Origin of the sequence: Burkholderia sp. Bmkn7, from assembly GCF_041103175.1 — a bacterium.
Taxonomy (GTDB): Bacteria; Pseudomonadota; Gammaproteobacteria; order Burkholderiales; family Burkholderiaceae; genus Burkholderia; species Burkholderia cepacia.
In genome coordinates, this window is the sequence record NZ_JBGCUH010000003.1 from 2,615,955 (window position 1) to 2,635,713 (window position 19,759).

21 protein-coding genes are annotated in these 19,759 nt (G+C 66.7%); 8 read left to right on the forward strand and 13 right to left on the reverse strand.

What is annotated here, in order from left to right; all coding sequences use genetic code 11:
- Positions 1-327: 327 nt before the first annotated feature.
- Both mutS and AB3K92_RS33760 read left to right on the forward strand, forming a co-directional pair.
- Positions 328-2,985, forward strand: coding sequence for a DNA mismatch repair protein MutS (gene mutS, locus AB3K92_RS33755; protein ID WP_369466631.1), 2,658 nt, complete (start codon positions 328-330; stop codon positions 2,983-2,985).
- Entirely contained in the window at positions 2,966-4,237 is a 1,272-nt protein-coding gene (locus tag AB3K92_RS33760) for a hypothetical protein (RefSeq protein WP_369466632.1), read from the forward strand. The genes mutS and AB3K92_RS33760 overlap by 20 nt, the downstream gene beginning before the upstream one ends.
- Here AB3K92_RS33760 and AB3K92_RS33765 read toward each other — a convergent pair.
- Complete coding sequence (locus AB3K92_RS33765) at positions 4,217-4,765, reverse strand: peptidylprolyl isomerase (RefSeq protein WP_042977234.1); 549 nt, start codon at positions 4,763-4,765, stop codon at positions 4,217-4,219. The two genes, AB3K92_RS33760 and AB3K92_RS33765, sit on opposite strands and share 21 nt — an antisense overlap.
- A gap of 32 nt (positions 4,766-4,797) precedes the next feature.
- Between AB3K92_RS33765 and AB3K92_RS33770 the strand changes: the two genes are divergently transcribed.
- The 3 genes from AB3K92_RS33770 to AB3K92_RS33780 are packed head-to-tail and all read left to right on the forward strand — an operon-like array spanning position 4,798 to position 6,513.
- Positions 4,798-6,018, forward strand: coding sequence for a cupin domain-containing protein (locus AB3K92_RS33770; protein WP_048020842.1), 1,221 nt, complete (start codon positions 4,798-4,800; stop codon positions 6,016-6,018).
- Between the two features lie 56 nt (positions 6,019-6,074).
- Entirely contained in the window at positions 6,075-6,320 is a 246-nt protein-coding gene (locus tag AB3K92_RS33775) for a hypothetical protein (RefSeq protein WP_075122947.1), read from the forward strand.
- Entirely contained in the window at positions 6,250-6,513 is a 264-nt protein-coding gene (locus tag AB3K92_RS33780; RefSeq protein ID WP_021162672.1) for a hypothetical protein, read from the forward strand. Before AB3K92_RS33775 ends, AB3K92_RS33780 begins: the two co-directional genes overlap by 71 nt.
- A 114-nt stretch (positions 6,514-6,627) precedes the next feature.
- Here AB3K92_RS33780 and AB3K92_RS33785 read toward each other — a convergent pair whose 3' ends face one another.
- The 10 genes from AB3K92_RS33785 to AB3K92_RS33830 form a co-directional block, all read right to left on the reverse strand.
- Positions 6,628-7,404, reverse strand: coding sequence for an MBL fold metallo-hydrolase (locus AB3K92_RS33785; RefSeq protein ID WP_369466633.1), 777 nt, complete (start codon positions 7,402-7,404; stop codon positions 6,628-6,630).
- Positions 7,405-7,408: 4 nt separating this feature from the next.
- Positions 7,409-8,554: an outer membrane protein assembly factor BamC gene (bamC, locus tag AB3K92_RS33790; protein WP_021162673.1), complete on the reverse strand. Its 1,146-nt coding sequence runs from the start codon at positions 8,552-8,554 to the stop codon at positions 7,409-7,411.
- A 111-nt stretch (positions 8,555-8,665) separates the two neighbouring features.
- Entirely contained in the window at positions 8,666-9,571 is a 906-nt protein-coding gene (dapA, locus tag AB3K92_RS33795; RefSeq protein WP_369466634.1) for a 4-hydroxy-tetrahydrodipicolinate synthase, read from the reverse strand.
- A gap of 48 nt (positions 9,572-9,619) precedes the next feature.
- Complete coding sequence (locus AB3K92_RS33800; protein WP_369466635.1) at positions 9,620-10,222, reverse strand: class I SAM-dependent methyltransferase; 603 nt, start codon at positions 10,220-10,222, stop codon at positions 9,620-9,622.
- Positions 10,223-10,230: 8 nt separating this feature from the next.
- A complete protein-coding gene (locus AB3K92_RS33805) occupies positions 10,231-11,433 on the reverse strand; it encodes a tryptophan--tRNA ligase (RefSeq protein ID WP_011352534.1) in 1,203 nt (400 codons plus the stop codon).
- Between the two features lie 8 nt (positions 11,434-11,441).
- The gene (locus tag AB3K92_RS33810; RefSeq protein WP_021157698.1) at positions 11,442-12,104 is read right to left on the reverse strand and encodes a site-2 protease family protein; all 663 of its coding nucleotides are present in this window, start codon (positions 12,102-12,104) and stop codon (positions 11,442-11,444) included.
- Positions 12,105-12,153: 49 nt separating this feature from the next.
- A complete protein-coding gene (locus AB3K92_RS33815) occupies positions 12,154-12,786 on the reverse strand; it encodes an L-threonylcarbamoyladenylate synthase (RefSeq protein ID WP_021157697.1) in 633 nt (210 codons plus the stop codon).
- Between the two features lie 69 nt (positions 12,787-12,855).
- The gene (locus AB3K92_RS33820) at positions 12,856-13,686 is read right to left on the reverse strand and encodes a 3',5'-nucleoside bisphosphate phosphatase (protein WP_042973646.1); all 831 of its coding nucleotides are present in this window, start codon (positions 13,684-13,686) and stop codon (positions 12,856-12,858) included.
- 83 nt (positions 13,687-13,769) lie between these two features.
- On the reverse strand, positions 13,770-14,660 hold the full coding sequence (locus AB3K92_RS33825) for an alpha/beta fold hydrolase (protein WP_369466636.1): 891 nt from the start codon (positions 14,658-14,660) through the stop codon (positions 13,770-13,772).
- A 178-nt stretch (positions 14,661-14,838) separates the two neighbouring features.
- Positions 14,839-15,696 (reverse strand): ferritin-like domain-containing protein, encoded by an 858-nt coding sequence (locus AB3K92_RS33830; protein WP_059489138.1) that lies wholly within the window; start codon positions 15,694-15,696, stop codon positions 14,839-14,841.
- A 149-nt stretch (positions 15,697-15,845) separates the two neighbouring features.
- On the opposite strand from AB3K92_RS33830, the gene AB3K92_RS33835 reads away from it, so the two are divergent.
- The 3 genes from AB3K92_RS33835 (at position 15,846) to AB3K92_RS33845 (ending at position 17,855) form a co-directional block, all read left to right on the forward strand.
- Complete coding sequence (locus tag AB3K92_RS33835) at positions 15,846-16,370, forward strand: gamma carbonic anhydrase family protein (protein WP_021157692.1); 525 nt, start codon at positions 15,846-15,848, stop codon at positions 16,368-16,370.
- Between the two features lie 25 nt (positions 16,371-16,395).
- Positions 16,396-17,346, forward strand: coding sequence for an Hsp33 family molecular chaperone HslO (gene hslO / locus AB3K92_RS33840; RefSeq protein WP_369466637.1), 951 nt, complete (start codon positions 16,396-16,398; stop codon positions 17,344-17,346).
- A gap of 134 nt (positions 17,347-17,480) precedes the next feature.
- Positions 17,481-17,855: a hypothetical protein gene (locus AB3K92_RS33845; protein WP_059814721.1), complete on the forward strand. Its 375-nt coding sequence runs from the start codon at positions 17,481-17,483 to the stop codon at positions 17,853-17,855.
- 89 nt (positions 17,856-17,944) lie between these two features.
- On the opposite strand, the gene ftsB is transcribed toward AB3K92_RS33845, so the two are convergent.
- Complete coding sequence (ftsB, locus tag AB3K92_RS33850) at positions 17,945-18,370, reverse strand: cell division protein FtsB (protein WP_027786978.1); 426 nt, start codon at positions 18,368-18,370, stop codon at positions 17,945-17,947.
- An 81-nt stretch (positions 18,371-18,451) separates the two neighbouring features.
- Complete coding sequence (gene eno / locus AB3K92_RS33855) at positions 18,452-19,735, reverse strand: phosphopyruvate hydratase (RefSeq protein WP_011352544.1); 1,284 nt, start codon at positions 19,733-19,735, stop codon at positions 18,452-18,454.
- Positions 19,736-19,759 lie beyond the last annotated feature (24 nt).

Consider the following 19,759-nt stretch of genomic DNA (forward strand, 5'->3'; position numbering starts at 1 on the left):
GTTTCACAGTTCGTAGCGTTGCCCGGACGGACGAAATCGTCTGCGGTCGATGGTAATGAGTGGCTAGTCTCCCAGGCGAAAAAGGGGCCGAATGAGAGCCGCGGATCGGGTCGCCATGCTCGAAACCGACCGGCGACGCCACGCCGCCGGGTTCGAAGCCGCCGCACGCCGCCTGACGTCCAACCACACGCGCTGATATGCGGGGCGGCGTCAGCACGCAAGGGTTCGCGCGATCGTCCGCACCTGGCCAAACGGCGAACTTCGCGCGTGCACATGGAAGCGACTGGTAAACTCGGGCAACCCAAGCAACAACTTCATGCCTGACCTATGACCACGCTGTCGCCCGAAGCCTTCGCCGGCCATACTCCAATGATGCAGCAGTACCTGCGCATCAAGGCCGACCATCCCGACACGCTTGTCTTCTACCGGATGGGCGACTTCTACGAGCTGTTCTTCGAAGACGCGGAAAAGGCCGCACGCCTGCTCGACCTGACCCTCACGCAACGCGGCGCATCCGCCGGCACGCCGATCAAGATGGCCGGTGTGCCGCATCATGCGGTCGAACAGTATCTCGCCAAGCTCGTGAAGATGGGCGAATCGGTCGCGATCTGCGAACAGATCGGCGATCCCGCCACGTCGAAGGGCCCCGTCGAGCGCAAGGTCGTGCGCGTCGTCACGCCCGGCACGCTGACCGATGCAGCACTGCTGTCCGACAAGAACGATGTCTACCTGCTCGCGATGTGCACGGGCCACAACAAGCGTGGCGTCGCGGTCAATGTCGGCCTCGCGTGGCTGAACCTTGCAAGCGGCGCGCTGCGGCTCGCAGAAATCGAACCCGAGCAGCTCGCTGCCGCGCTCGAGCGCATCCGGCCGGCCGAGATCCTGACGCCGGACGGCGCAACCGACGCCGTGCCGGCAGGCGCAGGCGCAAGCAAGCGCGTGCCGGCGTGGCATTTCGACATCGCGTCGGGCACGCAGCGCCTGTGCGACCAGCTCGATGTCGCGAGCCTCGACGGCTTCGGCGCACATTCGCTGACGAGCGCGTGCGGCGCGGCCGGCGCGCTGCTGCTCTACGCAGCGGCCACGCAAGGCCAGCAGTTGCGGCACGTGCGCAGCCTCAAGGTCGAAAACGAAACCGAGTACATCGGGCTCGATCCGGCCACGCGCCGCAACCTCGAACTGACCGAGACGCTGCGCGGCACCGAGTCGCCGACGCTGTATTCGCTGCTCGACACCTGCTGCACGACGATGGGCAGCCGCCTGCTGCGTCACTGGCTGCATCACCCGCCGCGCGCGTCGGTCGCCGCACAGTCGCGCCAGCAGGCGATCGGCGCGCTGCTCGATGCACCGGCAAACGCAAGCCTCGATGCGCTGCGCAGCGCGCTGCGCCAGATCGCCGACGTCGAACGGATCACCGGGCGCCTCGCACTGCTGTCCGCGCGCCCGCGTGATTTGTCGAGCCTGCGCGACACGTTCGCCGCCCTCCCGGCGCTGCGTGAGCGCATCAGCGCGATCGTCGCGGACGCGGACGCCCTCACCCGCGTCGACGCAGCACTCGCACCGCCCGCCGAATGCCTCGACCTGCTGACGAGCGCGATCGCGCCCGAACCGGCCGCGATGGTGCGCGACGGCGGCGTGATCGCGCGCGGTTACGACGCCGAGCTCGACGAGCTGCGCGACATCTCGGAGAACTGCGGGCAGTTCCTGATCGATCTCGAAGCGCGCGAGCGCACGCGCACCGGCATCGCGAACCTGCGCGTCGAATACAACAAGGTGCACGGCTTCTACATCGAGGTCACGCGCGGCCAGACCGACAAGGTGCCCGACGACTATCGCCGGCGCCAGACGTTGAAGAATGCCGAGCGCTACATCACGCCCGAACTGAAGACTTTCGAGGACAAGGCGCTGTCCGCGCAGGAACGCGCCCTGGCGCGCGAGCGCGCGCTGTACGACGCAGTGCTGCAGGCACTGCTGCCGTTCATCCCCGAGTGTCAGCGCGTCGCATCGGCGCTCGCCGAACTCGACCTGCTCGCCGCATTCGCCGAACGCGCCCGCGCGCTCGACTGGGTCGCGCCGACCTTCACCGACGAGATCGGCATCGAAATCGAACAGGGCCGCCACCCGGTCGTCGAGGCGCAGGTCGAACAGTTCATCGCGAACGACTGCCGGTTCGGCACCGAGCGCAAGCTGCTGCTGATCACCGGCCCGAACATGGGCGGCAAGTCGACGTTCATGCGGCAGACCGCGTTGATCGCGCTGATGGCTTACGTCGGCAGCTACGTGCCGGCCAGGTCGGCATGCTTCGGCCCGATCGACCGGATCTTCACGCGCATCGGCGCGGCAGACGATCTCGCAGGCGGCCGCTCGACGTTCATGGTCGAGATGACCGAAGCCGCGGCGATCCTCAACGACGCGACACCGCAAAGCCTCGTGCTGATGGACGAGATCGGCCGCGGCACGTCGACGTTCGACGGCCTCGCGCTCGCGTGGGCCATCGCGCGCCACCTGCTGGCGCACAACGCGTGCTACACGCTGTTCGCGACGCACTACTTCGAGCTGACGCAGCTGCCGGCGGAATTTCCGCAAGCGGCCAACGTCCACCTGTCGGCCGTCGAGCACGGCCACGGCATCGTGTTCCTGCACGCGGTCAACGAAGGGCCGGCCAACCAGAGCTACGGCCTGCAGGTCGCCCAGCTCGCAGGCGTTCCGGCGCCCGTGATCCGCGCCGCGCGCAAGCACCTCGCGTACCTCGAACAGCAATCGGCTTCGCAGCACACGCCGCAGCTCGACCTGTTCAGCGCGCCGCCGGTGGCCGCCGACGATCTCGAATGCGCGGACGCGCCGGCGCTGCCCGACACACCGCATCCGGCGCTCGAAAAGCTGCGCGACATCGATCCCGACGATCTCAAGCCGCGCGAGGCACTCGACCTGCTGTACGAACTGCGCACGCTGGTCCGGTCGCACGATGCAGACGGACACGCGTAAGCGCGTCTCGCCGGGCCTGCCGGCCCGTGCGGCCGCCGCGCTCGTCGCGGCGTTGATCGCGTTCGCGCCGGCCGGTGCGCAGGCGGCACCGCCGAAGCGCAGCACCGCGCCCTACTCGTTCGCGGTCGTGTCGGGCGTGATCAACACCCCTGCGGACGAACCGGCTGCACAGCGGCTGCTCGACGCGATCGCGCGCGAGCGCAATCTCGCGTTCGTGGTGTATGCGGGCGATCTCAAGGGTTCGAAGGAAGCGTGCCGCGATGCACTGTATTCGCAGCGCGGCGCGATCCTGGATGCGGCACGCGTGCCGCTCATATTCATTCCCGGTCACGACGACTGGGCAACGTGCAACACCGTGGCCGGCGGTAGCTACGATCCGGTCGAGCGGCTCGACTTCCTGCGGCAGACACTGCTCGCCGATTCGGCACTGCCCGACCCCGGCGCGCTGCCGATCACGCGGGAAAGCGAAGTCGCACGGTTCCGGCCGTATCGCGAGAATGCCCGCTGGATGCGCGACGACATCGTCTACGTCGCGCTCAACGCGCCGGCGCCGAACAACCATTACCTGACGGCCGGCGGCCGCAATGGCGAATTCGAGGACCGCATCATCGCGAACGGTTTCTGGATCGACCACGCGGCCGAATACGCGAAGCGGCGCGAGGCGCGTGCGATGGTGGTGATGTTCGAAGGCGATCCGCAGTTCGAACGCTATGAACGCGCGGAACGCTTCGCATGGCTGCGTTTCAACCGGCCGCGCGTACGCGACGGCTTCCGCGAGTTGAAACGTACGCTGGTGAAGGCGGCGGCGACGTTCCGCGGCCCGATCCTGGTGATGCACGCGAGCGGCGAACCGCTGGCGAACGGCTTCCTGATCGACCGGCCGCTGCGTGCCGACGATGGTGAGCTGATAGGAAACGTGACGCGCGTCGCGATCGGACCGCGCCATCCGGCGAATCAGTGGGTCAAGGTGAGCGTGTCGCCGTCACGGCAGACAATCTTCAACGTCAGCCTGCAGGAGGTGCCGAAGAACCTGCCGGTGCCACCCGCGCTGCCGCTCGTGCCGCACGACGACGTGCCGCTGCCACAGATGCCGGAAATCCCCGCGTTGCCGGCGCTGCCCGACTCGTCGTCGGTCGCGCCGCCGCTGCAGGGTGACGGCGCCGCCCCGGGCGGCGCGTCGTGGCCTGCGCCGCCCCCTGCATCGGGGCCGACGCCCGGCGTGCCTGCAAGCTCAGTGCAGAGTACGCCCTGACGGCGCTTCGCCGTCTTCGTCTTCGTCATCGTCCTCGTCGACGATCTCGAGCCCTTCCGCGCCATGTGCGTGCTCATGCTCGATTTCGTCTTCGGTGGCTTCGCGAACGTCCTTCACGGTCAGCGCGAAACGCAGCGCCATGCCTGCCAGCGGGTGATTGCCGTCGAGCACGACCTTGTCTTCGGCGACGTCGGTGACCGTGTAGATCAGCGAATCGACTTCCTCGTCGCCGTCTTCCGGCGTGCCCTCGAACTGCATGCCCACTTCGAGCGGCTCGGGAAAACGATCGCGCGGCTCGATCTTCACGAGTTCGGGATCGTAGTCGCCGAACGCGTCCTGCGGCTCGAGCTGGACCTGCGCCTCGTAGCCGGGCTCGTGGCCGTCGAGCTGTTCCTCGATCTTGGGGAACGTGCCATCATAGCCGCCGTGCAGATAAACCATCGGCTCGTCGCTTTCCTCGATCAGATTGCCCTGTGCATCCGACAGCTTGTAAGTGACCGACACGACGGTGTTTTTTGCGATTTTCATCCAATTCTCCCAAATACAAGTCTCATTATACGATGCGCAACCGGTCTCAAGCCGAACCGCGGGATGCCGCTGCCGCCCCGTTCGGCGCGCCGCCCTCCGATCTTCCCACACCGCTGCTTGGCGGTCTTACGCCGACGCAATTCATGCGCGGCTACTGGCAGAAGAAGCCGCTCCTGATCCGCCAGGCGATCCCCGGCGTCGCGTCGCCGGTCTCGCGCGACGCGCTGTTCGAGCTCGCCACCGACTATGACGCGGAATCGCGACTGATCACCCATTTTCGTAACAAGTGGCAACTGGCTCACGGCCCGTTCGAACCGGGCTCGCTGCCGGCCGTCACGCGCAAGGCCTGGACCCTGCTCGTACAAGGGCTCGACCTGCACGTCGACGCGGCGCGCGCGCTGCTCGACCGCTTCCGCTTCATCCCCGACGCGCGGCTGGACGACCTGATGATCTCGTACGCGACGGACGGCGGCGGAGTCGGCCCGCATTTCGATTCATACGACGTCTTCCTGCTGCAGGTCGAGGGCCGGCGCCGCTGGCGCGTCGGCGCGCAGAAGGACCTGTCGCTGCAGCCGGACGTGCCGCTGAAGATCCTCGAAAACTTCGAGCCCAGCGACGAATGGGTGCTGGAACCCGGCGACATGCTGTACCTGCCGCCGCACATCGCGCACGACGGCGTGGCCGAAGGCGAATGCATGACCTGCTCGATCGGCTTCCGGGCGCCGTCCGCAGGCGAGCTGGGCGCCCAGTTCCTGTACTATCTCGCGGAGCGTGGCGGCCTGCGGGACGGGTGCGGGGACGACCTCTACCGCGACCCGAAGCAGCCGGCCGTCGACACGCCCGCGCAACTGCCTCCGGCGATGGTGGAGCGCGTCGCGGAGATCGTCGACGCGATTCGCTGGCGCAAGCGCGACGTCGCGGAGTTTCTCGGCTGCTACCTGAGCGAGCCCAAACCGAACGTCGTTTTCGACCCGCCCGCGCGCCCGCTGTCCGAGGCCGCGTTCGTCACGCAAGCGTCACGTCGTGGCGTGTGTCTCGACAGAAGGGCCGCATTGATGTATAACGCGCGCTCGTACTTCATTAATGGCGAGGAAGGACCGCTCGAGCAGGCCAGCGAATGGCTGCCCGAACTGGCCAATCAACGCCAGATGGAGGCGAAACGGTTTGTAACACTATCCCGGGCTCCCTCAATGACAGCTTTATTGCACGAGTGGTATCGTGCGGGCTGGATACGGGTCGGAAACCGGAATTAGTGTGAGTCGCCCCGTATGCCCGTACGGATCAAATTCTGTATGGGAAAGACAACGTATTGACCCCGCATTTGTCGACGGTCGATAGGAAAGTGCATATAATTTCCGCCCAAGCCGTAGGGAAGATTCACGCTCTAGAAGTGCATCTCCACCAGCGGCCCAGGTCGGTGTTGGAGCACATTACCGGTATTGTTTCGCGCTGTTGCTTACCTTTAACCATAAAAGGACGTGATCATGAAGAAATCCCTCCTCGTAGCTTCCCTGTTGGCTGCTGTTGCACTGGCTGCTTGCAACAAGAGCGCTGATCAAGCTGCTTCGTCGGCTGCAAGCGACGCGGCTGCTGCTGCTTCGTCGGCTGCTTCGGCAGTTGCTGGTGCTGCGAGCGACGCTTCGGCTGCTGCTTCGTCGGCAACGGCTGCTGCGAGCGACGCTGCTGCTGCAGTGGCGTCGGCTGCTTCGGCAGCGACGGCTGCTCCGGCTTCGGGCGCAAGCCAGTAAGCCTCAGCGTCAGCTGAAAAAAAACCGGCCCGAGGGCCGGTTTTTTTACGTCTGCCGTTTTCGCGCCTGTCGCCCGGCAGTCATACGGGGCCGCCGTAGCGGCCCTGCCCCCGCTCACCCGAGCGCGAGCCAGTCGAAGCCCGCGTCCTGCGTGGCCACGATCACGTCCTCCCCGTTCGTCCCCAGTACGCCGCCAAACGCCTGGCGGACCAGTTCCGGCTGGTTGTTCTGCTGGCTCAGGTGCGCCCCGACCAGGTGCCGAAGGCGGCTGCGCTCAAGCGATGCGAGGATGGCCGCCGCTGCGTCGTTGCTCAGGTGGCCGTGGTTGCCGCCGATGCGCGCCTTCAGCGACTGCGGATAGCGGCTCGCGGCCAGCATTGCGGTGTCGTGGTTGGATTCGAGCACCAGCGCGTCACAGCCGCTCAGTACCGTCGTGATGTGCGGCGTGGCCATGCCGACGTCCGTCAGCACGCCGAGCCGGCTACAGCCGTCCATAAAGACGAACTGGAGCGGCTCGCGCGCGTCGTGAGGGACCGTATAGGGCATCACGGCCAGATCGCGTATCGCGGCCGTCTCGTCGCCCCACAGCACGTGGAGGTCGACATCGGCCTCGTCCGCGCCGACCGCGCGCGCGGTACCCCAGCTCATGTAGAGCGGCAGCGACGCCCGGCGAGCGAGCGTCAGCGCACTGCCGACGTGGTCGCTGTGTTCGTGGGTAATCAGGATCGCATCGAGATCGCCGATGCAGAGATTCAGACGGCCGAGCCGACGCTCGACCTCCTTGGCGGAAAAGCCGCAGTCGAGCAGCACGCGGGTGGTCGTCGTGCCGCTCGAGGCCTCGACGACCAGCGCGTTGCCTTCGCTGCCGCTTCCGAGGCTGGCGAATCGCACGCGCTCAGTTCAGCTGCGCGTGGAGCAGCGAAATGATCCGCTGCGCGTCCGACGAGTTGTCGACCTGGCCGTTTGCGCCGATCACCGCGACCTGCGTGCCGCCGTTGCCTTGCGCGCGTACATTGACGAGGAATTCCTTGCCCGGCTTCGCGGCCGCCGGGCCGCCGTAGAACAGCTTGCCGAACAGGCCGTCACGCTTCAGCTCTTCCATCGAATTCGCATAGCGCACGGTGTACACGCCCTTCTCGCGGTCGCGATTGTCGACCGTGAAGTTGGTCCGGTCGAGCGCCAGGCCCACCCGCAGCCATGCGCGGTCGAACGACTCGGCCAGCTGCAGCGTTGCCGCGCCGTTGCTCGTGTCGCTGACCTGCGCCGGCGCCGTCGCGGGGCGTGCATCGGTCAGCAGCTGCTTCGCCTGCGCATCGGTCAGGCCGAACTTCTGCATCAACTTCGACAGGAACACAGCTTCCAGCACCGGGTTGCGCGGACGCTCCTCCCAGCGCGACGACGTGCCGCCCTGCGGGCCGACCATCATTTCTTCCATCGCGCTGTGCGTGATCGAGATGTCGGTGTTGCCGTCCGACGTGCGGTTCACGAGCGTACGGAAGCGGTCGCGCGTACCGGACGAGTAAGCGAAATCGATGACCTTGCCGATCGTGCGGCGGAACCAGTCGTCGGGAATGTTCGCGCGGTTTTCGGCCCAGTCGGTGGCCATGATGCCCGTCGACGGCGCGTCGGTCTTCAGCGAGAAACCGTTCTCCTGCCAGAACTCCTTCAGGATCGGCCACAGCTGCTCGGGCGTCCGGCCGTCGACGACGAGCCAGCGGCGGTCGCCGTCGCGCTCGATGTGCATGCCGAACGGATCCTGCGCGCTCGGGATGCCGTCGGTCGCGTTGCCGGCCTGGGTCGTGGCCCGCGGCGGCAGCGTGCCGAGGCCGGCGTTGCTCGGCGGCGCGACGAACTGCTGCGTCGTCGGTACCGGCTTCAGGTCGCTCGGCACCGCGAGCGGCGGCGCCGAACCGGTATTCTTGTAGTTGACCCGGTCGGGGGCCAGATAGTCGTTCAGCGTATCGCAGCCGGCGAGCGCGCCCAGCGCCAGCGCCACCACCGACATCTGGATGGCGCGAGAGGAAAAGGCGAAACGTTTCATGAAATCCTTCGTCTTGCTAGAACGCTCGTCAGGAGCGGCGCCGGACGGAGCCGGCCGGTGCGGGTTGATCAGGGTACGAGCCGGCGGCCGCAGGACGCGGCCGCCTCGGCATCAGGCGAGGACGCCGGCCTCGACGAGGGCCGAACGCACGGCATCGTGGCAGCGCTCGTCGAGCGCCGTGAGCGGCAGCCGGATGCCGCCCTGCATCTTGCCCATCGCCTGCAGCGCCCACTTCACCGGAATCGGGTTCGCCTCGATGAACAGGTTCTTGTGCAGCGACAGCAGCTTCATGTGCAGTTCGCGGGCCGTCAGGACGTCGCCGGCCAGCGCTGCACGGCACAGTTCGCTCATCGCGCGCGGTGCGACGTTCGCCGTGACCGAGATGTTGCCGTGGCCGCCGAGCAGCATCAGCGCGATAGCCGTCGGATCGTCGCCGCTATAGATCGCGAAATGCTTCGGTGCAGCCTTGATCAGGTGCGCGGCGCGATCGATGTTGCCGGTCGCTTCCTTCACGCCGATGATGCCCGGGACTTCCGCGAGGCGCAGCATCGTCTCGTTCGCCATGTCCGCGACCGTGCGGCCCGGCACGTTGTACAGGATCACCGGCAGGTCGACCGCTTCGGCGATCGTCTTGAAGTGCCGGTACATGCCTTCCTGCGTCGGCTTGTTGTAGTACGGCACGACCTGCAGCGTCGCGTCTGCGCCGACGGCTTTCGCGTGCTTCGTCAGCTCGATCGCCTCGGCGGTCGAGTTGCCGCCCGCGCCCGCGATGATCGGGATGCGTTTCGCCGCATGCTCGACCGCCGTGCGGATCATCAGGATGTGCTCTTCGACGTTGAGCGTTGCCGACTCGCCGCTCGTACCGACCACGACGAGCGCATCGGTGCCTTCCGCGATATGCCAGTCGATCAGTTTGCGAAACGCCGGCAGGTCGAGACTGCCGTCTTCGAGCATCGGGGTGACGATCGCGGGGATGCTGCCGCGGATTTGAATGCCGTCTTGGGTGCCGTTAGCCATGAAACGCGATTGAGATTATGTACCGGTAAACGTTGAGATTGTAGCGGATTAGCCGGGCAGTTCGTAACGTGGAATTCCCGCCCCCGCCTTCGGGGTCGCGCCCTCGCGCACTGCGCAGAGACGCTGGACGAACGCCTCGCGCGGCGCGGCAACGAACCCGTCCTCGTACGCAACCACCCGCAGGCGGCCGTGCACGGCGTCCAGCAGCTCGCCCGGGGCGAGCAGGAACGCGGGGTTGGACGGTTTACCGACCGATTCGTTTCCTTGCGCGAAGGTTTCGTAGATGAGCACGCCGCCCGGCGCCACCGCATCGAGCAGATGGGGCCAGAGCGGACGATGCAGATAATGGGTGACGATCACCGCCGAAAACTGCTCGCCGGCCGGCAATGGCCACGGCGCGCCTTCGAGATCGGCGTCACGGGCGTCGACGCCCGGAATCGCACGCAACGCGGCCAGCGCGACCGGGTCGCTGTCGAGTGCGACGACCGGATGCCCGCGCGACGCGAACCAGCGCGCATGGCGGCCGCCGCCCGCGGCGACATCCAGCACCGCGCCGCCTGCCGGCACGAGCCGCGACCATTGCGCGACCCAGCGCGACGGTTCGGCCTGGGCGACGTGGCCGCCCGCGGCGGCGATGACGGATGCGCTCATGCGGTCGATCAGTTGTACGACAGGCCCATCGCGTCGCGCACGTCGCGCATCGTTTCCGTCGCGTACTTGCGTGCCTTGTCGCAACCGTCCGCGACGATCGCGCGCAGCAGCGACGGATCGTCCATGTACTTCTGCGCACGCTCGAGCATCGGCTGCTGCTCGCGCAGGATGCCTTCGACGACCGGCTGCTTGCAATCGAGGCAGCCGATGCCCGCCGAACGACAGCCCTTCTGCACCCAGTCGTGCGTCGCTTCGTCCGTATAGACCTGGTGCAGCTGCCACACCGGGCACTTGTCGGGATCGCCCGGATCGGTGCGGCGCACGCGCGCGGGATCGGTCGGCATCGTGCGGACCTTCTTCGTGATCGTCTCGGCGTCTTCACGCAGCCCGATCGTGTTGCCGTACGACTTGGACATCTTCTGCCCGTCGAGACCCGGCATCCGCGATGCTTCGGTGAGGAGCGCCTGCGGCTCGACGAGGATGATCTTGCGCGCGCCTTCGAGATAGCCGAACAGGCGCTCGCGGTCGCTCATCGACAGACTCTGCGATTCCTGCAGCATCGCGCGCGCCTGTTCGAGCGCCTCGTCGTCGCCCTCCTGCTGGTATGCATTGCGCAGCTCGTGATAGAGCTTCGCGCGCTTGCCGCCGAGTTTCTTCGCGGCATCGAGCGCCTTCTCCTCGAAGCCCGGCTCGCGGCCGTACAGGTAGTTGAAGCGGCGCGCGATCTCGCGCGTCATCTCGACGTGCGGCACCTGGTCTTCACCGACCGGCACGAGCGAGCCGCGATACAGCAGGATGTCGGCTGCCATCAGCACCGGGTAGCCGAGGAAACCGTAGGTCGACAGGTCCTTGTCCTTCAGCTTCTCCATCTGCTCCTTGTAGGTCGGCACGCGTTCGAGCCAGCCGAGCGGCGTGCTCATGCCGAGCAGCAGCGCGAGTTCGGCATGTTCGGGCACCTTGCTCTGGATGAACAGCGTCGCCTGGGCCGGATCGATGCCGGACGCCAGCCAGTCGATCAGCACGTCCCACACGTTCTTCTCGATGACCTCGGGAGTCTCGTAGTGCGTCGTCAGCGCATGCCAGTCGACGACGCAGAAGAAGCACGGGTACTCGGACTGCAGCTTCACCCAGTTTTTCAGCACGCCGTGGTAATGACCGAGGTGCAGCGACCCGGTGGGTCGCATGCCGGAGAAAATACGTTCAGGGAACATGGTTGTCGTTAGAAAAGCGAGGCGAATGGAGACAGGATGGCGCTCAGGACGGCGTAACCGACGTTGACGAGCGGGCGCAGCCAGAAGTTCGTCAGCACGCCCGTCGCGACCAGCACGAGGACGATGATGAAACCGTACGGCTCGATGCGCGACAGCGCGATCGATTGTTTCGTGGGCAGCAGCGCCGCCAGGATGCGGCCGCCGTCGAGCGGCGGCAGCGGAAACAGGTTCAGCACGCCCAGCACGAGGTTCGCGCTGACGCCGGCAAACGCCATCCGCGTGAAGAACGGCTCGTCGATGCCGACGGCCGGCAGCACGAGCGTCAGCACGCCCCAGATCAGCGCCTGCACGAAGTTGCAGGCCGGCCCCGCGAGCGATACCCACAGGCTGCCCCAGCGCGGATCGCGCAGGTTGCCGAACGACACCGGCACCGGCTTCGCATAGCCGAACAGGAACGCGCCGCCCGTCAGGAAATACATCGCGAGCGGGATCGCGATCGTGCCGAGCGGATCGATGTGGCGCATCGGGTTGAACGATACGCGCCCCATCATGTAGGCGGTGTTGTCGCCGAGCAGGCGGGCGGCGTAGCCATGCGCGGCCTCGTGCAGCGTGATCGCGAAGATCACGGGAAGCGCGTAGACGGCGATGGTCTGTATCAGGGAAGCATCCATATCGCGTTATTGTAACAAGCGCACTCGCGCAAAAAATGGAACGGCGCGCTTACGGCGCCGAGAGGCCGAACGGCTCGAGCGCGCCGCGCCCCGCACGCACGAGCTCGGGCTCGTCGCCGGTGAGGTCGATCACCGTCGACGGCTCGCGCGGGCACGCGCCACCGTCGATCACGAGATCGACCTGTTTCTCGAGCCGCGCGCGAATGTCTTCGGGATCGTTGAGCGGCTCGTCGTCCGGCGGCAGGATCAGCGTCGTGCCGAGCAGCGGCTGGCCGAGCGACTCCAGCAACGCGAGCGTGATCGCGTGATCGGGCACGCGCAACCCGATCGTCTTGCGCGACGGATGCGACAGCCGGCGCGGCACTTCCTTGGTCGCCTGCAGGATGAACACGTACGGGCCGGGCGTCACCGACTTGATCTGGCGGTACTGGCGGTTGTCGACCATCGCGAAGTTGGCGAGCTCCGACAGGTCGCGCACGAGCAGCGACAGGTGCTGCTTCTCGTCGAGGCCGCGAATCCGGCGCACCCGCTCGACCGCGTCCTTGTCGTCGAGATGGCACGCGAGCGCATAGCTCGAATCGGTCGGCATCGCGATCACGCCGCCCTTGCTGACGATCTCCACGGCCTGCTTGATCAGGCGCGGCTGCGGATTATCCGGATGAATCCTGAAGAACTGGGACATGGGGGTACGTAAAGAGGGAAGAATCGGCAACGCATGATGGCGGCACGGGCGGCGGTCAGCCGCCCGGCGTCAGAGCCAGCGTTCCCAGACCGGCGTGAGATCGGACGGCAACGGCGGCAGGCTGCCGAGCTCGACGCGGCCCTCGCCCGGCGCATGGAAATCCGAGCCGCGCGACACTTCGAAGCCGAAGCGGCGCGCAACATCCGCGTATTCGCGGTACTGGTCGGGCGTATGACTGCCCGTGATGACTTCGATCGCGCGGCCGCCCAGATCGATGAATTCACCGAAGAATGCGTCGAATTCGACCGGCGTGTAGCGGTAGCGGCCCGGATGCGCGACCACGGCCTCGCCGCCCGCCGTACGGATCCAGCCGACCGCGTCGGACAGCGATGCCCAGCGATGCGGGACGAAACCGGGCTTGCCGTCGCCGAGCAGCCGGTCGAACACGTCGGACGTCGATTCGGCGTGGCCGTTCTCGACGAGAAAGCGTGCGAAATGCGTGCGCGAGATCAGGTCCGGATTCGAGACGTACTTCAGCGCGCCTTCGTACGCGCCGGGAATGCCGAGCGTGGCGAGCTGCTCGCCGATCGCCACTGCGCGCGCCGCGCGGCCGTGGCGCGTGCGGTACAGGCCGTCGACCAGCGCCGGGTTCGCGGGATCGATGTTCAGGCCGACGATGTGCACGGTGCGCGACGCCCACGTGACCGAAATCTCGACGCCGCTCAGGTAGCGCATGCCGAGCGCTTCCGCCTCGCTGCGCGCCGCCGCCTGGCCGCCGATTTCATCGTGGTCGGTCAGCGCCCACAGGGTCACGCCGCCCGCATGGGCGCGGCGCGCGACGTCGGCAGGCGACAGCAACCCGTCGGAAACATTGGAATGGCAGTGGAGATCGGCGTTCATTGTCGGCATGGCAGGTAAGGCTTCATTCTACTGCAACGCGGCAATTGCGCCGCCCGCCTGCCCCGCCGCTGCCGCTGCACGGCTTACGCGCAGAACGCCTCGATCAGCGCCGCGATCTGCTCGGGCTGGTCGTGATGCACCATGTGGCCGGCATCCTCGACGAGCTTCTCGCGCCAGTCGGGAAACGCGTCGAAGCGCGCCTTGAATTCCGGCAGCGGGATGTCGCCGGCGATGTGTGCGAGCGTCGGCGAGTTGACGGCCTCGACATGCAGCACCTTCGCACGCACCTGCGCCCAGGTAGCCATCACTTCGTCGAGCCGGTACAGCAGCGGACCCGGCATCTTGTGAGCGGGGTCGGCCAGCAGGTGGTAGAGGCCGTCGTCGCCGCGCTTCGACCAGTGCTCGGCGAGGAACGCGGCACGGCGCGGGGCGAGCCGCGGATTGGTCTTGATCAGGCGCGCCGCCACGTCGTCGAGTGACGCATAAGGGCGCAGCGCGGGCGGTTCGCGCAACTCGTCGAGCCAGCCGCGCAGCCGGCGCGGCGCCTGCTCGGCCCGCGCGGGCGCGAGCCCGAAACCCTCGAGATCGACCACGCGCCGCACGCGCTCCGGCCGTGCGCCGGCATACAGGCACACGACGTTCGCGCCCATGCTGTGCCCGACCAGGTTGACTTCGCCGGCCGGCGCATAGTAGTCGACGAGCGCATCGAGGTCGCCCAGGTATTCGTGGAACCAGTAGTGGCCGCCACCCTGCCGCGCAACCGGCCAGTCTGACAGCCCGAAGCCGCGCGCATCGGGCGCGATCACCTGCCAGTCGCCCGCGAGCGCGTCGACGACGAACTGGAACGACGCCGCGACGTCCATCCAGCCGTGCAGCATGAACAGCGTCGGCGCATCGGGCCGGCCCCAGCGCCGGACATGCAGCTGGACGCCGCGCACCATGACGAAATCGGAAACAGAACTCGAGGCACTCATCGCAGCCGCTCAAAAAAAGAATGGTCGTTCGATTATAGCGGCGGCGCTTTCTTTCCGGCGTCCGGCAGTCGAGGCGCCGCTCTAGCGGTGCCGGCGCGCACGAGCCACCGGGGGGGGTGCCATCTGCCGGGTGTCTGAACAGCCGGCGGTGGTCGAAACGCAGCCGAACCCGAGCGGGTCAGCGCGGCGCGCTTCCGTCCGCCCCGTCCTGCGCGGCCAGTTCGTCGAGTTCGGCCTGCTCGAATCCGGCATCGCGGCGAGCGTCGAAATTGAACGGGCCACGCAGCCGCGGGGCATGATATTGCTCGGCGAGCTGCCGGTAGGTCGGCACGGGATCGCGGCCCGCTTCGTCGCACAGATGCCGGAACCAGCGGTTGCCGATCGCGACATGGCCGATTTCGTCGCGCAGGATCACGTCGAGGATCGCGGCCGACGCCTCGTCGCCCGCCTGTACGAGCCGCGCGCGAATCGGCGGCGATGCGTCGAGCCCGCGGGCCTCGAGCGTACGCGGCACGAGCGCCATGCGCGCCAGCACGTCGCCCTTGGTTCGCTCGCACATCTCCCACAGGCCGTTGTGCGCGGGAAAATCGCCGTACGCATGCCCGAATGCCGCCAGGCGCTCGGACAGCAGCGTGAAGTGGTACGCCTCCTCGGCCGCCACCTTCAGCCAGTCCGAGTAGAACGCGTTCGGCAGGCCCGCGAAGCGCCAGACGGCGTCGAGCGCCAGGTTGATCGCATTGAACTCGATATGGGCGAGCGCGTGCAGCAGCACGGCGCGCCCTTCGGGCGAACGCATGCTGCGTCGCTCGAGCTGGCGCGGCTCGACGAGCGGCGGGCGCGCCGGGCGCCCCGGCAGGTCGGCCGGCTCGGGCAATTCGAGCGATGGCGCGATCGTCGCCCGCCCGGCCAGCAGCGCATCGTGGAGCGAGCGCACCTGTGCGGCCTTGGCCGCGGGTTCTGCGTCACGCAGTGCGACAAGCGCGGCGCGGCGCACGCAGGCACGCGCCTCGCCGAAAGAAGAAGACTCCATGCTCATAAACGGGGACACCCTGCGCGCGCATCGCGGGAGCGCACGCACGCGACGGTTTACAATAGGCGATTGTTCCGCGGCGCAATGCGAACGCGCCGGGCAAACCGGACGCGCCATTCTACCGGCGCCCATCATCGAAGAGACAAGGAGACTCCGTGACGATCTACAAGCTGGGCGATACGGCCCCGACGATCCACGAAAGCGTATTCGTCGCCGATACGGCGGCCATCATCGGCAAGGTCGTGCTCGAGGAGAACGCGAGCGTCTGGTTCGGTGCGACGATTCGCGGCGACAACGAGACGATTACCGTCGGCGCGGGCAGCAACGTCCAGGAAGGCGCGGTACTGCATACGGACCCGGGCTTTCCGCTGACGATTGCCGAAAACGTGACGATCGGGCATCAGGCCATGCTGCACGGCTGCACGATCGGCGAAGGGTCGCTGGTCGGGATTCAGGCGGTGGTCTTGAATGGAGCGGTGATCGGCCGCAACTGTCTGGTTGGTGCCGGCGCGGTCGTGACGGAAGGCAAGACGTTCCCGGACAATTCGCTGATTCTCGGCGCACCGGCGAAAGTCGTGCGCGAACTGACGGCGGAAGACATCGCGCGGCTGCGCACGAACGCGAAGACGTACGTCGAGCGGCGTGCGCATTTCAAGGAGCAACTCGTGCGAATCGGATGATTCGCACGGATTTCAAGGAAGAAGAGTGAGCGACCAGTTACAGAAATTCATGTTCAATGCGGCGCCCGTGCGCGGCGAGATCGTTTCGCTGCGCAATACGTGGCAGGAAGTGCTCTCCCGCCGCGACTACCCGGCCCCCGTGCGCACGGTGCTCGGCGAGATGATGGCCGCATGCGCGCTGCTGTCCGCGAACCTGAAATTCAACGGCACCCTGATCATGCAGATCTTCGGCGACGGGCCGGTCCAGATGCTGGTCGTCCAGTGCAGTTCGGATCTGTCGATGCGGGCCACCGCGAAGTTCGCCGGCGACGCCGCCCAGACGATCGGCGACGACACGAGCTTCGCATCGCTCGTCAATGCGAGCGGTCACGGCCGTTGCGTGATCACGCTCGACCCGGCCGACAAGCTGCCGGGCCAGCAGCCGTACCAGGGCATCGTGCCGCTGAACGGCGTCGACGGCCCGCTCGAATCCGTCTCGCAGGTGCTCGAGCACTACATGCATCACTCGGAGCAGCTCGACACGCGGATGTGGCTCGCGGCCGATCGCGACCGCGCGGTCGGCATGCTGCTGCAAAAGCTGCCGGGCGACGGCGGCATCGTGCCGCGCAACGCCGAAACCGATACCGATACGTGGGAACGCGTCTGCACGCTCGGCGGCACGCTGTCCGCCAAGGAACTGCTCGAGGTCGAACCGGAAGTCGTGTTCCGCCGGCTGTTCTGGCAGGAAAACGTGCAGCACTTCGAGCCGGCCGGCACGCGCTTCCAGTGCTCGTGCTCGCGCGAGAGGGTCGGTGCGATGCTGCGCATGCTCGGCCGCGAAGAAGTCGACAGCGTGATCGTCGAGCGTGGCCACGTCGAGATCCATTGCGAGTTCTGCAATCAGCGCTATGAATTCGATCCGGTCGACGTCGCGCAGCTGTTCGCGGCACCCGGCGTCGAGACGGGCATCGCACCCGCGACCGAACAGCGTCACTGAGCGGCGCCCCGATGCCCGCCGTCCGGGCACGGGCGCATAATGACGCACGAGCGTCGCACGCAAGGCTCGCGCGCCGAAGTCGCGCACTTCGGCGCAAGCCGCTTCCCGTCGTCGGCGCGCTGCAGGAGAAACACATGAATCGCCCGCTTCCTCTCCCGTTTCGTCTCCCGTTTCGTACCGTCGTCCTGACGAGCGTTGCCGCCTGCACGCTCGCGCTTGCCGGCTGCGCGATGCCGCCGCCGACCTCCACGATCCTGAGCCGCCTGCCCGAACCCGGCGCGTCGGGCGGCCAGCCGCCCGCGCTGTCGAGCGCCGAACGCAAGCGTTATGACGAGATCGACCAGCAGGTGCTGCGCGAACAGAACAGCGCGATGGCAGCCGAGGCAGCCGCGCGCGCGTGGGCCTATTACTCGCCGCCGCCCGTGACGGTCTACGGCGGGTATTACGGCGGATGGGGCAATCGCTGGGGTACGGGTATCAGCTACGGCTACCCGGGATGGTGGTGGTGAGCATCCGTCGCCCAGCCGATTGACTACCGGCAGGAAATAAAAAAGCGCGGCATTTCCCGCGCTTTTCCAATGGGTTCGAACGATCGTGGTCAGTGATGCGCGGCCTTGCCCTTGTCGCCGCCATGATGCCGCGACGGCTTCGCGATCGACTGCGGATTCGGCACGACGCGCACCGGCGCCGCGGACACGGCGCCGCGCGTCGACGTATTCGACGGCATGTTGTTCAGCGGCGCGGCCGGTGCATTCGGCGACACGAACTGCACGAAAACCTCGCCGTCCTTCACCATGCCCATCTCGTAGCGCGCGCGCTCCTCGATGGCCGCGGTGCCGCTCTGCAGATCCTGCACTTCGCCGGCAGTGCGCTCGTTGCGCAGCTTCTCGTCCGCATTCTTCTGGAGCTGGTCGTCGAGCTGCTGACGCAATTCATGCACCCGCAGCCAGCCGCCGTGTCCCCACCATAGGGGGTACTGAATGAGCGCCAGCAAGGCAATCAGGACGACAGTGACAAGCCGCATGTAAGAGACGCAGATATAAGAAGCGCCGCTCCGCGCACAGGCACAGAGCGGCGTCGAGATGACGAACCCGATAGTAGCGCGTTAGCGCAGGTTATAGAAAGCCGATTTACCCGGGTAGCTCGCGATGTCGCCGAGATCTTCCTCGATGCGCAGCAGCTGGTTGTACTTCGAGATACGGTCGCTGCGCGACAGCGAACCCGTCTTGATCTGACCGGCGTTCAGGCCGACCGCGATATCCGCGATCGTCGAATCTTCCGTTTCGCCCGAGCGGTGCGAGATCACGGCCGTGTAGCCTGCGCGCTTCGCCATTTCGATGGCCGCGAACGTTTCGGTCAGCGTACCGATCTGGTTGATCTTGATGAGGATCGAGTTCGCGATGCCCTTCTCGATACCTTCCTTCAGGATGCGCGTGTTCGTGACGAACAGGTCGTCGCCGACCAGCTGCACCTTCTTGCCGAGGCGGTCGGTCAGCAGCTTCCAGCCTTCCCAGTCGCTTTCGTGCATGCCGTCCTCGATCGACACGATCGGGAACTTGTCGGCGAGCGTCGCGAGGTAGTCGGTGAATTCGGCCGACGACAGTTGCAGGCCTTCGCCCGCGAGCTGGTACTTGCCGTCGTGGTAGAACTCGGATGCCGCGCAGTCGAGCGCGAGCAGCACGTCTTCGCCCGCGCGGTAGCCGGCCTTCTCGATCGCCTGCAGGATCGTCGACAGGCACTCGTCGTTGCTGCCGAAGTTCGGCGCGAAGCCGCCTTCGTCGCCGACTGCCGTGCTCATGCCGCGGTCGCTCAGGATCTTCTTCAGTGCGTGGAACACTTCCGCGCCGCAACGCAGGGCTTCACGGAACGTCGGCTGGCTCACCGGGACGATCATGAATTCCTGGATGTCGAGGCTGTTGTTCGCATGCGCGCCGCCGTTGACGATGTTCATCATCGGCACCGGCAGCTGCATCGCGCCCGAACCGCCGAAATAGCGGTACAGCGGCAGGCCGGCCTCTTCAGCCGCTGCCTTCGCGACGGCCATCGACACGGCCAGCATCGCGTTCGCGCCGAGGCGCGACTTGTTGTCGGTGCCGTCCAGCTCGAGCAGCGTCTTGTCGAGGAACGCCTGTTCCGACGCGTCGAGGCCCATGATGGCTTCGGAGATTTCGGTGTTGATGTGCTCGACCGCCTTCAGCACGCCCTTGCCGTTGTAGCGGCCGGCTTCGCCGTCGCGCAGTTCGATCGCTTCACGCGAGCCGGTGGACGCGCCCGACGGCACGGCCGCGCGGCCCATCGTGCCCGATTCGAGCAGCACGTCGCATTCGACGGTGGGGTTGCCGCGCGAATCCAGAATCTCGCGGCCGATGATATCTACGATTGCACTCATGGGTTTCCTCTGAGAATGACGATG